This is a genomic window from Providencia sp. PROV040, assembly GCF_032706145.1.
Lineage (GTDB): Bacteria > Pseudomonadota > Gammaproteobacteria > Enterobacterales > Enterobacteriaceae > Providencia > Providencia hangzhouensis.
In genome coordinates, this window is record NZ_CP120530.1 from 2,555,471 (window position 1) to 2,569,335 (window position 13,865).

Consider the following 13,865-nt stretch of genomic DNA (forward strand, 5'->3'; position numbering starts at 1 on the left):
TGTACAACCGCCTCTTTTAGAGGCGGTATACGTTTGCCATAACCCACTGAACTGGCAGCCAAATAAGCTATTTCGCCTGATCAAATAGCAAGTTAATATTCGAGGTTTTTGCAATTCGCTCCATATAATCCCGAATATTTGTGCTAAACGATAAGTGCTCAACTATGCTCAAACTACGTAAGGTTGGAAAAATAATAAAATCATTAATATCAATGTGTTCACCACGTGTTTCTAACCACGCATCTAATAAAGACAATTGGGGCTCTAATTCAACTAGCAACGTATGAGTTTCTTTTTTAAACTCGTTTAAGTCACCATAAGATTTTGATGTTCTAGCGATATATGCCGCCCTCGCTTCTGCTGTACTAATTTCAGGGAAATCAGTTTGTGTAAAACGTGGTGTCACAAGCTTATATACCACAGCAGAAACCGCTTTAGACCAAGACTCTACTTCAGGGGTTATGTTTCCTCCTGCATATTTAGGTTCATTAATGCTATCTACATAATGAACAATATCTAAGCTTTCAGGTAAATAACTTCCATCGTCTTTTTGTAAGATAGGTAACATTTTTCGACCTATCATTTTTTTTGGCGTTTCTATGTCATCATCGAATAAAACGATTTGCTCTACTGCTAACTTTTTTAAACCAAAAATCATTCTAGCTCTAACACAAAATGGGCAGTGGTCATAAATATACAATTTCATTGTGGACCTCACTAATTTGGTAATGAAAGTGCCAATAGGTTTTATACAGTATACTTGAGTACCCACATTTATGCCTTATCACGCTTGTAAAAATTTGTTTAGCGCGAGGAAAAATATATATAATAAAGTGCACAATATCTCAATAATAAAATCTAGGTCGTGGCATAATATGTCTGATGAAGATGTTCCATTAACAGAGTAATCATTTAAGATGATTTAAGCATTGAGTTAATATCAATTAAATTAATATGTCATAAATATCATTGATTTATTTTTTACCTTTAATTTTAATAACTAAATACTTTAAGTAAAAATTAAGTAAAAAAACAAAAAGTTAACATTCCGTAACGATATATTAACTTTGCTTCCTGATAATTTTATCACAACAACAAGGATGCAATAATTTGATTTTAAAGAAAAATAAAACAAAATAACTATAAAGGAAATTTAAAATTTATATTTTTCGCTATGAAAAGTAGTAACGATAGATATTTTTACTTATTCAACAACAATAACCACATTAAAAGTAATGCTATCTTATTGCAAATAACCAAACTAAAAATAGCGATTTTCATCATAATTATGTTCATTAAAACTTTTAAATCTATTTATTTTTTAATATACTATGAAACGTAATTTGAATTAAGTGCATTAAATAACAACTTTTCATATAAATTGAGGATGTCATATGGACATTCATACTATAATTGGTATAAAAATAAAAAACCGGAGAAAAGAGCTCGGTCTATCAGGTGCGAATTTAGCTGATAAATTAAATTTAAGTCAACAGCAAATATCTCGTTATGAAAATGGTATTAACAAAATTCCAATTAATCATTTAGTGGATATTGCTGAAGCATTAAATTGCCCTATTGAATGGTTTTTCCAAGGTTATGTAAGCAATTCAAAATCAAATAAAAATGAACCATCTAATGAACTCAACCAAGAGCTAATATATACAGCTGAAAGTGTCATTGCCCCCTCTAAAGATAACTTTTAATGTAAATAAAAAATTAATTTATATAAATAAAATGCAAGTAACATAGACATTTCTATCCCGTGTTATTTGTACTTCACTTTCTTTAGAACTATAAAAGTAAAAAGGCTAATCCTCTATATGAAGATTAGCCATACATTTAAATTTCATAAAATTAACTAATGGTTTTAGCAATAAATTTTATATATAATATTTTAATCATAGGTAATATTGAAAACCATTTTAGAATTCACTTCTCCAGCAGAGATTGTTCGTTCATACTGGTAATAACGAGCTTTATAATTTAAGTCAAGATATTTTGTTTGCCGGTCAACTAAATTTCCAACTTTATATTTTTCATTAAACATAAGTGATTTATTAGTCTTACGCTCTAAAACTTGTATACCAACTCCCGCAGCTCCACTGGTGGATTTATTTTGATTAACCAAAACACCTTGTCGATTATTCATGTTTTTTGGAATATCACCACTAAAAGTCATATTAACATTTGCAAAACCAGAAATACTGACACCACCGCTGCATATTAAGCGAATATCAAAATCTTTTTCACCTGCCGTTGTTCCAATACCATTTAATTGTGAACGTTTAATTGGATCAAGATAAACATTTTTTTCGCTTCCCCCTTCAATTTGGCAAGACGGAGAAACTATTGTTATCGCTTCAGCATCTAATTTAGTGATCAAAAATGGGTTATTATTTGGAATGTACCCATAAGATGTATAAAGGCCACTAGCTATAGTTCCTGAGCCTGTAACAGGAGCGGTTTTCACTAAAGTTAAAATAAACTTTGATCCCGCAAGATAATAATTACTTGATCTAGGGGCATAAAATGTATCCGGATACGTCATTCTCACTGCACCTTCACGGTGGAATTTCATGCCAATTCCAGGAACGTTTGTCTGGTAAACCTTATTTCCTACTGGAACTAAACTTGGCATAGTAACCGAAGCCGTTATCGGTGTATTTCTTGTACAATATGCATATATTGCACTTGAATTTTCCCGCATATCCCAAGTTTGCTCCGCAATAGTATCCCCAACCTTTAAGTTAGGGTCTACCACGACCCTCCCCATCTGCATATTTAATACATATGTCCGAGTTGAGGTTCTATCACAATACGCAGAAACGTAACTAGCGGTAAGAAACACACCAACTCCGATATACAAGCGAATTTGTTTCGTTATTGACATAAAATTTCCTTACTATTGCTAGCTTCTAAAGAAAATGAACACTGCCCATTATCCCATTTTATAATTGCAACGTTTGCAGTTTCACTACTAATAAATACGGTTCCACCTTGACCAACGATACCTATGGATTCACCATTTATATCAGTAACGTTAGCCCCAAATGGCAATGGTTTATTTCCAGGCCTTACAACATTAAATGCAATATTTTTTTCGACTTTAGTACTAAATTTAACCTTAACGATACTTCCTTCATAAGGAACGACTTGTGTGGCCGTATTTTCAAAAACAATATCTTCAGGACTTCCTTTCGGATCAATTTCTACATTATTAATACGATAAGCCCTAACATAAGGAGCAACAGCATAACCATTTCCATCGATACGAGTTCCAGGTGCACCCATGATTGATGCGCCTTCCGCTCCTTTCGCTTCGATCAGAGCTATCGTTGTTGAAGTATTCGGTGTTAATGTTACGCCCTCAGAATGCACAATAACCGAACCATTTGCGCCAAGACCGAACTGACGATATCCCTGACCTTGGCTATAATTCGCATTCGTATTAACAAATGGTGTACGGTAACCTGTGTTCAAACCAATATTCTTCTGTCCACCGTTTGCAACAGAGGTATTTACGCCATAAGTCCAATTATTATCCCTATCGAATGCACCACTCGCACCGATTTGGCTAGAGCCAAATTTTTCATTATTGAATGTCGTATTTGAGGTCAGTGTTGCACTCTGACTTTCGCCAAAATACAGTGGGTAACTAAAGTTTATGTTAATGCGATCATCTTTTTTATTATTCGTATTATCTGCATAAACTCTCATAAATGCGACACCATAAGAAAGACGGTTAAAGTTATTGTTATAACTTAATTGATATTGCTTTTCTGTCCCCGACTTATCCCAATAATTAGAAATACGTCCCGTAAAATAAATCCCACCGTAACCATCAGGAAGATTTTGATTTACTGTATAGCTGAAACCATTTTTCTCACGTCCTAAAGTATTCTCTACGCCACGCTTATCATTATCTATCGCATATAATGCATTGCTGACGTTATAGTAATCCTTCGTTGAATACCTATAAGCAGCTAGCACTAAGTTAGTATCAGTTTGAGTAAATAAACGACTAAAAGTTAAACGGTAGCTTTGCCCATTTTCTGTTTTATATTTGAATGCCGTTCTCGACTGAGTTAAATCTACAGCAATTGCACCAAACCCTGTGTTAACACCGGTACCTACTAAGTAGGCTTGATAATCATCAAATGCAGTGACGCCGCCATATAGCGTAAATGTATTATTTAAACCATGCTGAATAGTACCCTGCATAATAAATGGACGATTTCTCAGTCCATCCGCATCCGCTTTACCACCAGAAACTTGATAACGTGTAAAACCAGGACGTAATAACTGTGCTAATGAAGAATATGGCACGCTAAAGCTGCTTTCACTTCCATCAGCTTCTTTTACCGTTACAACTAAATCATTTCCGTAACCTGATGGATAGACATCCGTTAAGCTGAAAGGTCCTGGCGCCACTGTTGTTTGATAAATAATAGAATTATTTTGCGTTACCGTTACTAAAGCATTACTTTGTGCTATTCCCCTAATCTCAGGCGCGTATGTTGACATTCCATCAGGATACATATTGTCATCTGTTGCTATTTTTGCGCCCCGTAAACTAATACTGTCAAAGAGATCACCATCTGTATAAAACTGTCCTGCTGTCGCTTTTGACTTTAGTTCGGTTATTGGTTTTTGCAGATATGTTTGATTACTATTCCAATTCGTTCCATCGTGACGTTGCCAGTTAAGATTTCCAATATGTTTAAGCAACCATCCATCAAAGCTTAGACCAGCATTCAGCCCCAAATAAGCACTGGCGTTATTAGTTCCTTTTGAACCACTAGTATGGTTATCATAATAGTTAGCCATATAACCGATATTTAGTGCAGGAATTCCCGTTTCCCAAAATTGGGGAGAAACATAACCACGGGAAATTCTCTGTTCATATATTTGCGGAACAGAAATATCTAAACGCAATGTAGAAGAATGAAATGTATCAACGACGTCTTTTTGGTCATTCCAGTCTTTTAATGGTAAACAAGCATTACTATCTTTACTAACTGTAGGGTTTAGTTTTTCAATATTAATACCAAAATCAGATAGCATTTGTGGTGTATAACAGACTACTAATTGACCACTTTTCTCTTCTTCAAAATTAAGGTCGTAGCGTCCCTTCCAATTGTTATTTGTATATACGTCAACTGAATATTTTCCGGGACTGATCCCTGAAGAATTGAAACGTGTTAAATCAACATCTTCTTTACTACCTATAATAAAACCACTATTAAATTCATAGGTTGTATCTTCTTCACCCCAAGCATAAAACGTAGGCACTATGCATGCAGTGACAAAGCAAGTCACAGAGAGCGTATTGCTATATTTATTTATTAACTCTCGCTGTTTCATTATATATTCCTATTTAACGGTGGTTTTCACCGAAATATCTGAACCATAATCATTAATATTATTAATTACGATATGACTTCCTGACCTTACGACTTGTTTTAATTCAACTATCATTTGAGATTTCGGTTCTAATAAAATTGTTTTTTCATTCAACCCAGATTTACCATCCGTTGAAATTTTTGTAATAGTAATATAATAAGGTGTCGGATTATCTATAATAATACTCTTCCCATTTGCTTTTATAACAAGTTGCTCTGGCGCTAATTCACGGCTACTCAGGCCTGTTGGCCGATAAAAGAATTTAAATCTAGAGCGGATCGCTAATTGCAATACATTCTGACTATCGCCTTCTTTAGCTTTAGCCATAGGAGGAATATCTAATATATTCAACCACCATAAGCTTTCGCGATCCTGAGGAATGCTTCCTTTATCCATTAATTTAATTCGTAAAGTTTGTCCACCTTTAGCTTCTACACGAGAGATTGGCGGTGTAATCTGAAATGGTGTTTTTATCGTATCCGGTGTTTCTGACGCATCACCTGTATCAAGCCACGCCTGTGCAATTGCAGGACGGTCGGCAGTGTTATTTAATTGCACGGTAATTTCTTTTTCATTTCCAGGATAAATAAACCGTGTACCATTAACGATAATATTATTAGCAAATGAATGCGTACTGAAAATGAAGCAGAAGATAAATACTATTGCTTTCATTTGATCCTCAAAATAAAAGCGGCAGTATACCTACCGCTTATCATAGTAAAGCTGATTAAGTTAATATTTAAAGATTACTTACGTAACTAAAACTAATAAGAAATTAGCTTATTAAGTTATTATTGGTAAGTGATTTCATAAGTTGCATAACTTTTAACTTCACCTGTTGTTACATCTTTAGGTGTAGAAGTTGCGTAACCAACGTAATATTGGAAACGAGCCCCATTTTCAACTTTAGTCAAATCACCTTTAACTTTTTTCTGAGATGGATTGCCAGGAATAATTTTACCTGACAAGTCAGAGCTATCATCAGTTGAAAGTGCTAATTGAATATTTTTAGCACCTGTAGTTTCAGTATTTGCTAAGTAGCCTTCTGAATTACCTGATGCACCTTGCAGTAAGTTACCACCAGTCCAGTTAACGTTTAATAGTGTTTTATCAATAGCGGAGTCATTAGCAACATCTTTAACATCTGCTGCAACACAGTTTGTTACGTCAATAACAAAAGATTTCGGTTTTAACAATGCATCTGCACCACCGTCACGTACTTCTGTTAATGATACTGGTGCTAAGTAAACACTAGCATCACTACCTTGTCCATCAACAGAAACAGTACAAGAAACATCCGTTACTTTACCGTGAAAGTTAACTTGGCCGCCACCAACGTTGGTGCTTGCAGCGTTAGCTGTTGATAACCCAATAATAGTTGTTGCAACTGCAGTCAGTAGTACTTTCTTCATTTTCATTTCCTAATATGAGGGTAATTATTTTTTACATTAAAAAGAACTGATTAAGTTTTTGTTTTATTGTTAGGTAAAAAATACAAACAAAAGCCTAATCATACATGGAGTATGACTTATGGCTTACGTTTCACTTTGAACCATTCGTTTAATGCAAATAAATATATTTCTTAATTAGTCCTATTTAGAATTTATAACCATATGCTCTATATGATTTCGAAGAGAGGATACATAATAACTTAAGTTTTATTAAATCGTTTTTTTCATCGCTAATTTATTTTTTGATAGTTACAGACTATTAAATAACAAGCATTGATTGAGTATTTTGATTTTCAATATTCACTAATTTACTCGTGAAAAGCCTAAGATTTAGTTTTTAATATCTAATTTTTTTTAAATATAAAATTAAAAACCAACAAAACTCAAAAATACAGATTATCAAAAACAGCAAAATTCATTATATTTAGATTTAATATATGTTTTCATTTACATTTTGACACTTTATCTCACATTATCACTATAAAATTAATCCATTACAGAGTATCTAATTAGGGCAAAATCATTAATTAAATTAATGATTATTGATCTGTAAAGATATGTCACTCCAAACAATTAAAAATATTGAATTCCGAATTATTATGCTTGAATATCAATTTCACTCATTATGAGTGTATAGATATTCTTTTATATCAACAATCAACTTTAGTCATTATTTTAATTTTAAAATATGTTTTTAAGCGAGGTAAATATCGATTTTAATCTAAATTAAAAAATAAATGGAGTGATGGAAATAAATATGAAAGAAGAAATAGTGATAAAATCGCAATATAATCCTTTATTCATTCAACTTCTTATTGAAGTAAAAAATAGAATGTCAAATCATTTAGTCGAACCTATGTTAAAAAAAATTATCATTATTTTTGATATAGAATAAGAAAACATGATTAACTGTACAAACTATAGCCTGTGTTATGTCAATTTTCTCATTTTCTAACCATATGAAAATAAGAGTGTTTTCTTAAAACGAACACTCTATGAAAATGTGATCTATACGGCAAATTTTAACATTAAGAATATTCCTAAATCACTCACTATGAGTGTTAAAGTGTGATCTAAACCAAAAAGCCATCGATAAAAGGCGCTTTATCTGCCTATTATTTTTCTATTCACGGACAGTTTAGCGCCGTTTTAGTAAATCAATCGCTCTAATAAGCCTAATTTATTTAGCAATTACATAACATAAGGTAGCTGTTTCTATTTTAGTACCACAAATTATCGATTATGAGACATTAATAGATAAAAATATTTTATATCAATAATTTGCCATAAAAATATGATGACACCCTTACAAAATCCATATAAGGCCATCAAAATATGCCCCCCCCCCGCATAATGTGTCTACGAAGAATTTCACGTGTACATAAACATAGGTATCTAGTTGATCAGCTGATAAAAGCACATATATTGCAGGTAGTAATATCGGCTAATTTCAAGAAATGATTAAGCTAAAATAGAAAAATTGTTGGATTGGGACTGTTAGATTGGAGCCACAGCAAAAATCTTGCAAAAGATTTTTGCTGTGGTAATCAAGAAGTGAATGATTGATTAGTGTTTTTTCTGACGGTATAGAGCCCATTCTTCAACTTTTTCACCTGATGGTAAAATACAGTAACCTACCTGCCCTTGTGCTGTATCTACAATTTCCAGAGTCCCTCCAATTTGTTCGCAATATACTGATGCTGGATTTGCCATGCCTACAGCCTTAGGCTCTATTTCGGTTTTATTGGAAACACATCCAGAAATGAGCACTAAACTAGCTAATACAAGTACTTTCTTCATAAGAAATATTTTTTAGGTCAGTTTGGAATGTTTGTTTATTATAACGGAATGAAACTAATATAAACTGTTTTTTATTCATAAATAAAACAACATCGCATTTAATGTTCAAAACTTCATCAACAGCAGTCAATAAATTACTTTAGTCTATCAGCATTATTACTTAAAATTTCAACTGTCAGCCTGCCATGTTTACCTCTAAGAGTAATTATTGGCATCTTACTTATATCTATCAATATCTGGATTATATCAAATAATACTAGCTAACATTTTATGACTATATATCTATTTGTAAGCCATAAAGCCTATTTTACTTCCGTCTTTTATTGTCAAATAGGACAATTAAAACACCACAAAATGCGACTAACAAACTACCAATAATATAATTCTGTCTATCAAATGCCAGGCCCATATCTTTCACACTTTCCCCATAAACAATAGGAATGCTTACATCCATATTGTAAGAAATAATCGCAGTAACGAGGCCAATAATTGTGAGTACCACACCGAATGTTTTCATTTCCATCCCCCTACATTTGTATTTACTAAAAATAGATTAGCGAAGTATCTTGAGAAAGGCAAAATGAGAGGTCACAAATTACAATATTTTCTTAAATAAAAAATATTGTAATTTAAGCCATAGCGGGAAAATACTGGTTAATGATCAATTATAAAGATAATTTTTTATGCACTTAAAGTTTTAAGTCAGAAAAACTCGTAATTAGATGTAATATGAAGTATTAATTATAAGTATTCTTATTATTAATAGGATAAATAATCACACCCAGTTTTAACATGATGATTATTACTGTCTACTTTTATTCAAAGCACTATAATACATTGATTAAAACGTATAAAACATCATCAATGCCGCTTGGCTAAATTTTTCAAAAAAAGAAATCATCGCAGGCAAAATAGCAATATTTAGAATGGCAGCTAAGCCTACTGTTAGTAACGAAATTTCCATAATAATTTATTGTATATTGAGGATTTATTACTATCCCTTACCCATAGGCCTATTCATTATGTGTTCTTCCCAGTCCACCACATCAATTTCTCTGACAGCAATATGGCGAACGGACACACCTTCATTATGCATAGCCGCTTTGGACCCTGTTTTTAATGGATGCCAAGCTGGGAGACTTTTCCCTTCTAATAACAAACGGTAAGCACAAGTACTTGGCAACCATCCAAACGTTTCTAAGTTATAGCGATTAAGCTTTATGCAATCCGCTTCATAACTGAAGCGGTCTTCATAATGCTTACACTGGCAAGTTTTTAGATTTAGCTGATTACAAGCGACATTAGTGAAATAGATTTCATCAGTATCTTCATCCATTAACTTGTGCAAACAGCACTGCCCACAACCATCACAAAGAGATTCCCATTCTTCATCCGTCATTTCATCTAAAGTTTTAACTTGCCAGAACTGCGACATAATACTTATTAATCCTATACTTAAATAACCCGAGTAGTCAGCGAGTGATCATTAATTGATAATTTTAGCATATCACCAGAAGCTAATGGGCCAACACCTTCAGGTGTTCCCGTTAAAATAACGTCCCCTGCACGCAATGTGAAAAAACGGGACATATAGCTAATCAGTGGTAAAATTGGGGTGATCATATCACGCGTCGAGCCCTCTTGGCGAACTTCACCATTAATTTCTAAAGAAAGCTGAATATTTTGTAAATCATTCGGGCTACTAACAGGAATAAAACCCGAAATTGGGCATGACCCGTCAAATGATTTGCTTTTTTCCCATGGCTGACCAGCTTTTTTAAATTTAGCTTGTAAATCACGTAAGGTTAAATCCAATGCAACTGCATAACCTGCGATAGAGCGTGATACACGGTCTTCATCCGCATTTTTTAATGGCATACCAATTAAAATTGCCATCTCAATTTCATGATGAACAGAACCAAAGTCTTTTGGAATAACAATTGATTGAGTAATGTCACACAAAGCAGTTTCTGGTTTAATAAAAATAACGGGCTCTTCCGGTGTAGCAGACCCCATTTCTTTTATATGCTTTGCATAATTACTACCAACACAAACAACTTTATTTGCAGGAAAATCAAGTAACGCACCTTGCCAGTCACGATGTTGATACATAATAGTACTCCTATTATCGTTATTTTATTTTATTAGCGATACCATCTGCCATCATGCATACGCTCAATGCAAAATAATATGAGCGGTTCCAATGCATAATGGTACGGAAATTTTCAGTCACTAAAAATGCCCTGCCTTCAGGGTCATCAGGGATAACCACCCACGTTTTTACGTCTGAAGGTAACTGAGCAAATGCAGGTAATGCCACGCCTAGTTCCTGCCATTCACTGACAGATTTCCCTTGTTCCGCTTTTACGCCTTCCAACGTTTTATTAAAATCTGCAGGTAAATTAACTTGGTAACCCCATGGCAATTGTGCTTGCCAACCTTCTGTTGACAAATAATTAGCGATGGATGCAAATACATCAGATTTATTATTCCAGATGTCCATTTTTCCATCACCATCACCGTCCGCTGCGTAGGACAAATAGGAGGTTGGCATAAATTGACTTTGGCCCATAGCACCAGCCCATGAACCTTTAAGTTGTTGATCTTCTGGAATATAGCCTTTATCCATTATCTCAAGCACAGCTAAAAGTTGTTTGCTAAAAAGCGCTTCTCTTCGCCCCTCAAAAGATAATGTCGCAAGTGCTGAAACCACATCCTCTTTACCCTGTGAACGTCCAAAACCACTTTCTAGTCCCCATAACGAAACAATGAACTGAGGTGGAACGCCATATTTATCACTGATAGCATCTAGAATGGATTTGTTTTCTAAATATTTGTCATAGCCCGCATTGATACGTGATTGTGGGAGTACATTTTTTAAATAGCTTGCTAATGTAACCGTCGCCCTTTTCTCTGGTTGGCCTTTATCTGCTTTCACAACACGCTCAATAAAATGAACATTAGCAAAAGCACGTTCAATGGTGTCTGGCTTAATCCCCTGAGTAATAGCATGTTCTTTCAGTAATTCCACATAAGCAGGAAATTGTGACGGTTCACGTTGTTCAATAGGGAATGCTTTGTCTAAAGCAACGACTTCTTGGGCTATAGCCGCATTTTGTTCTACTGTAATCGGTTGAGTAACAACTGATTCGTTCTGCGTTGCAGAACAACTTGTTAAAAACAAACCAGCGACTAATGTATATAATAACGTTGGTTTCATTCGTCTCCTCCAGAGTGTTATTGCTTTTCAGGATTTTCTTAATTTGCTCTAGTTATTCAGTTCTTTGTGTTCTGAAAGCAAATTTTCCACCGGAGGTGGGAATTGTAGGTAATAACCAACCTCTATGAGATCAGATTTAACCTTTGCCAAGTCAGCATTGGCAAGCTTTTCACGCTTATCTAATGAGACGAGCATAGCAAATTGAGGTGTTCCAAATTGGGCTAATAATTCATCAGGAACACGTGAAAAATCATCTTTCTTCTCAATATAAAGATAAGTTTGGTCACGCTTAGGGCTTCTATAAATTGCACAAATCATTATATTTAACTCTTTTTCTTAGTTCATTAGCTTGCTTGAAGTATGCAGTAACTATAACATGCTATTGTTTTACAGAATATCTTCACCCGAGGATTGTTTCGGAAATTTTAATTTGCTGAGTCTGGATAGATGCCACAATCGCCAATAGAACTTAAAGGCAGCAGTTTTACTCTTTCAGTTATTCACTTATACAGTGAAGAGCCTAAACTCATCAAAAAATCGCTGCAAGATAAAGTAAATCAGGCTCCTGATTTCTTTAAAAATGCTCCTGTCGTGATTAACATCGCTGAATTATCCCCAAATGCAGATTTACAGAGTATTCATAAATCTGTTATTTCTGCGGGATTACGTATTGTTGGTATCAGTGGGTGCACTGACCCACAAATGCGACAAAAAGCAAACGATGCGGGTTTACCAATATTAAGCGAAGGTAAAAGCCAAAAACCTGTTGAAATTCAGCCTGCCCCCCCGGCTGCTGTAGTTCAAGCTGAACCTTTATATCGTAAAACTCGTATTATCAATACCCCTGTTCGTTCTGGACAACGTATTTATGCACCAAATAGTGATCTGATCGTCACAAGCAATGTTAGTGCAGGTGCAGAACTATTAGCAGATGGTAATATCCATATTTATGGCGTGATGCGAGGCCGTGCATTAGCTGGAGCCTCCGGCGATATTGAAAGTCAGATTTATTGTACTCATTTGCAAGCTGAGCTGGTTTCAATTGCAGGTGAATATTGGCTGAGCGATCAAATCCCTGCTGAATTTCTCGCCAAAGCAGCTAAACTTTGTTTAGTTGATAACAAACTTAACATCGAATATTTAAATTAGACCTTATTTACAAGGAATTATTCATGGCACGCATAATTGTAGTGACTTCAGGTAAAGGTGGCGTTGGTAAAACCACTTCAAGCGCGGCCATAGCTACTGGCCTGGCACAAAAAGGGAACAAAACTGTAGTGATCGATTTTGATATCGGCCTACGTAACCTTGACCTTATCATGGGGTGTGAACGTCGAGTAGTCTATGACTTCGTAAACGTTATCCAAGGTGATGCAACCCTTAATCAGGCTTTAATCAAAGATAAGCGCACCGAGAATTTATTTATTTTACCTGCTTCGCAAACACGCGATAAAGACGCATTAACTCGTGAAGGCGTTGGCAAAATTCTTGACGAATTAAGTGACGATCTTGGTTTTGATTTTATTGTTTGTGATTCCCCCGCAGGTATTGAAAGTGGCGCCTTAATGGCACTATATTTTGCTGACGAAGCTATTATTACTACCAACCCAGAAGTTTCTTCTGTTCGCGACTCAGACCGTATTTTGGGTATTTTAGCGTCAAAATCACGCCGCGCAGAAAAAGGTGAAGCACCAATTAAAGAACACTTATTGCTAACACGCTATAACCCAGGCCGTGTAACGCGTGGTGATATGCTAAGCATGGAAGATGTTCTGGAAATTCTGCGTATTCCTTTGATCGGTGTTATTCCTGAAGACCAATCTGTACTGCGCTCTTCCAACCAAGGCGAACCCGTTATTCTGGATACAGAGTCTGATGCAGGCCAAGCCTATGATGATTGTGTTGCACGTATTTTAGGTGAAGATCGCCCTATCCGTTTCATTGAAGAAGAGAAAAAAGGTTTCTTAAAACGCCTATTTGGGGGGTAA

16 protein-coding genes are annotated in these 13,865 nt (G+C 34.8%); 4 read left to right on the top strand and 12 right to left on the bottom strand.

The window, feature by feature from the left end:
* Nucleotides 1-67 precede the first annotated feature (67 nt).
* The gene (gene grxB / locus P3L40_RS11685; RefSeq protein ID WP_136134979.1) at nucleotides 68-706 is read right to left on the bottom strand and encodes a glutaredoxin 2; all 639 of its coding nucleotides are present in this window, start codon (nucleotides 704-706) and stop codon (nucleotides 68-70) included.
* 688 nt (nucleotides 707-1,394) lie between these two features.
* On the opposite strand from grxB, the gene P3L40_RS11690 reads away from it, so the two are divergent.
* Entirely contained in the window at nucleotides 1,395-1,706 is a 312-nt protein-coding gene (locus tag P3L40_RS11690) for a helix-turn-helix domain-containing protein (protein WP_004254881.1), read from the top strand.
* Between the two features lie 191 nt (nucleotides 1,707-1,897).
* Here P3L40_RS11690 and P3L40_RS11695 read toward each other — a convergent pair whose 3' ends face one another.
* From P3L40_RS11695 to P3L40_RS11710, 4 genes are all read right to left on the bottom strand, one after another.
* Entirely contained in the window at nucleotides 1,898-2,893 is a 996-nt protein-coding gene (locus P3L40_RS11695) for a fimbrial protein (protein ID WP_096863701.1), read from the bottom strand.
* Complete coding sequence (locus P3L40_RS11700) at nucleotides 2,884-5,367, bottom strand: fimbria/pilus outer membrane usher protein (RefSeq protein ID WP_096863700.1); 2,484 nt, start codon at nucleotides 5,365-5,367, stop codon at nucleotides 2,884-2,886. Before P3L40_RS11700 ends, P3L40_RS11695 begins: the two co-directional genes overlap by 10 nt.
* 9 nt (nucleotides 5,368-5,376) lie before the next feature.
* Nucleotides 5,377-6,078, bottom strand: coding sequence for a molecular chaperone (locus P3L40_RS11705; protein WP_004254911.1), 702 nt, complete (start codon nucleotides 6,076-6,078; stop codon nucleotides 5,377-5,379).
* Nucleotides 6,079-6,197: 119 nt separating this feature from the next.
* On the bottom strand, nucleotides 6,198-6,818 hold the full coding sequence (locus P3L40_RS11710) for a fimbrial protein (RefSeq protein ID WP_036957782.1): 621 nt from the start codon (nucleotides 6,816-6,818) through the stop codon (nucleotides 6,198-6,200).
* A 796-nt stretch (nucleotides 6,819-7,614) separates the two neighbouring features.
* On the opposite strand from P3L40_RS11710, the gene P3L40_RS11715 reads away from it, so the two are divergent.
* Nucleotides 7,615-7,752 (top strand): hypothetical protein, encoded by a 138-nt coding sequence (locus P3L40_RS11715; RefSeq protein WP_164561036.1) that lies wholly within the window; start codon nucleotides 7,615-7,617, stop codon nucleotides 7,750-7,752.
* A gap of 671 nt (nucleotides 7,753-8,423) precedes the next feature.
* Here the strand turns inward: P3L40_RS11715 and P3L40_RS11720 are convergent.
* The 7 genes from P3L40_RS11720 to P3L40_RS11750 form a co-directional block, all read right to left on the bottom strand.
* Nucleotides 8,424-8,657, bottom strand: a complete 234-nt coding sequence (locus P3L40_RS11720) for a DUF333 domain-containing protein (RefSeq protein WP_094963079.1) — start codon at nucleotides 8,655-8,657, stop codon at nucleotides 8,424-8,426.
* 307 nt (nucleotides 8,658-8,964) lie between these two features.
* Nucleotides 8,965-9,174, bottom strand: coding sequence for a hypothetical protein (locus P3L40_RS11725; protein WP_094963080.1), 210 nt, complete (start codon nucleotides 9,172-9,174; stop codon nucleotides 8,965-8,967).
* A 324-nt stretch (nucleotides 9,175-9,498) separates the two neighbouring features.
* Nucleotides 9,499-9,621, bottom strand: coding sequence for a hypothetical protein (locus tag P3L40_RS11730; protein WP_004254926.1), 123 nt, complete (start codon nucleotides 9,619-9,621; stop codon nucleotides 9,499-9,501).
* A 30-nt stretch (nucleotides 9,622-9,651) separates the two neighbouring features.
* On the bottom strand, nucleotides 9,652-10,092 hold the full coding sequence (locus P3L40_RS11735; protein WP_096863699.1) for a YcgN family cysteine cluster protein: 441 nt from the start codon (nucleotides 10,090-10,092) through the stop codon (nucleotides 9,652-9,654).
* Nucleotides 10,093-10,112: 20 nt separating this feature from the next.
* A complete protein-coding gene (locus P3L40_RS11740) occupies nucleotides 10,113-10,769 on the bottom strand; it encodes a fumarylacetoacetate hydrolase family protein (RefSeq protein ID WP_110591685.1) in 657 nt (218 codons plus the stop codon).
* Nucleotides 10,770-10,788: 19 nt separating this feature from the next.
* Nucleotides 10,789-11,877 carry a lytic transglycosylase domain-containing protein gene (locus tag P3L40_RS11745; protein WP_196731518.1) on the bottom strand — a complete coding sequence of 363 codons (1,089 nt, stop codon included), beginning with the start codon at nucleotides 11,875-11,877 and terminating at the stop codon, nucleotides 10,789-10,791.
* A 48-nt stretch (nucleotides 11,878-11,925) separates the two neighbouring features.
* Nucleotides 11,926-12,195: a YcgL domain-containing protein gene (locus tag P3L40_RS11750; RefSeq protein WP_004254941.1), complete on the bottom strand. Its 270-nt coding sequence runs from the start codon at nucleotides 12,193-12,195 to the stop codon at nucleotides 11,926-11,928.
* Between the two features lie 129 nt (nucleotides 12,196-12,324).
* Here P3L40_RS11750 and minC point away from each other — a divergent pair, with 129 nt between their 5' ends.
* Together minC and minD are read left to right on the top strand one after the other, a co-directional pair.
* Nucleotides 12,325-13,026 (top strand): septum site-determining protein MinC, encoded by a 702-nt coding sequence (minC, locus tag P3L40_RS11755; protein ID WP_136134786.1) that lies wholly within the window; start codon nucleotides 12,325-12,327, stop codon nucleotides 13,024-13,026.
* Nucleotides 13,027-13,049: 23 nt separating this feature from the next.
* On the top strand, nucleotides 13,050-13,865 hold the full coding sequence (gene minD, locus P3L40_RS11760) for a septum site-determining protein MinD (protein WP_004254944.1): 816 nt from the start codon (nucleotides 13,050-13,052) through the stop codon (nucleotides 13,863-13,865).

Excerpts from the sequence above, each read along its gene's own strand:
- grxB (WP_136134979.1), bottom strand. The coding sequence starts at position 706 with ATGAAATTGTATATTTATGACCACTGCCCATTTTGTGTTAGAGCTAGA.
- P3L40_RS11690 (WP_004254881.1), top strand. The coding sequence starts at position 1,395 with ATGGACATTCATACTATAATTGGTATAAAAATAAAAAACCGGAGAAAA.
- P3L40_RS11695 (WP_096863701.1), bottom strand. The coding sequence starts at position 2,893 with ATGTCAATAACGAAACAAATTCGCTTGTATATCGGAGTTGGTGTGTTT.
- P3L40_RS11700 (WP_096863700.1), bottom strand. The coding sequence starts at position 5,367 with ATGAAACAGCGAGAGTTAATAAATAAATATAGCAATACGCTCTCTGTG.
- P3L40_RS11705 (WP_004254911.1), bottom strand. The coding sequence starts at position 6,078 with ATGAAAGCAATAGTATTTATCTTCTGCTTCATTTTCAGTACGCATTCA.
- P3L40_RS11710 (WP_036957782.1), bottom strand. The coding sequence starts at position 6,818 with ATGAAGAAAGTACTACTGACTGCAGTTGCAACAACTATTATTGGGTTA.
- P3L40_RS11715 (WP_164561036.1), top strand. The coding sequence starts at position 7,615 with ATGAAAGAAGAAATAGTGATAAAATCGCAATATAATCCTTTATTCATT.
- P3L40_RS11720 (WP_094963079.1), bottom strand. The coding sequence starts at position 8,657 with ATGAAGAAAGTACTTGTATTAGCTAGTTTAGTGCTCATTTCTGGATGT.
- P3L40_RS11725 (WP_094963080.1), bottom strand. The coding sequence starts at position 9,174 with ATGAAAACATTCGGTGTGGTACTCACAATTATTGGCCTCGTTACTGCG.
- P3L40_RS11730 (WP_004254926.1), bottom strand. The coding sequence starts at position 9,621 with ATGGAAATTTCGTTACTAACAGTAGGCTTAGCTGCCATTCTAAATATT.
- P3L40_RS11735 (WP_096863699.1), bottom strand. The coding sequence starts at position 10,092 with ATGTCGCAGTTCTGGCAAGTTAAAACTTTAGATGAAATGACGGATGAA.
- P3L40_RS11740 (WP_110591685.1), bottom strand. The coding sequence starts at position 10,769 with ATGTATCAACATCGTGACTGGCAAGGTGCGTTACTTGATTTTCCTGCA.
- P3L40_RS11745 (WP_196731518.1), bottom strand. The coding sequence starts at position 11,877 with ATGAAACCAACGTTATTATATACATTAGTCGCTGGTTTGTTTTTAACA.
- P3L40_RS11750 (WP_004254941.1), bottom strand. The coding sequence starts at position 12,195 with ATGATTTGTGCAATTTATAGAAGCCCTAAGCGTGACCAAACTTATCTT.
- minC (WP_136134786.1), top strand. The coding sequence starts at position 12,325 with ATGCCACAATCGCCAATAGAACTTAAAGGCAGCAGTTTTACTCTTTCA.
- minD (WP_004254944.1), top strand. The coding sequence starts at position 13,050 with ATGGCACGCATAATTGTAGTGACTTCAGGTAAAGGTGGCGTTGGTAAA.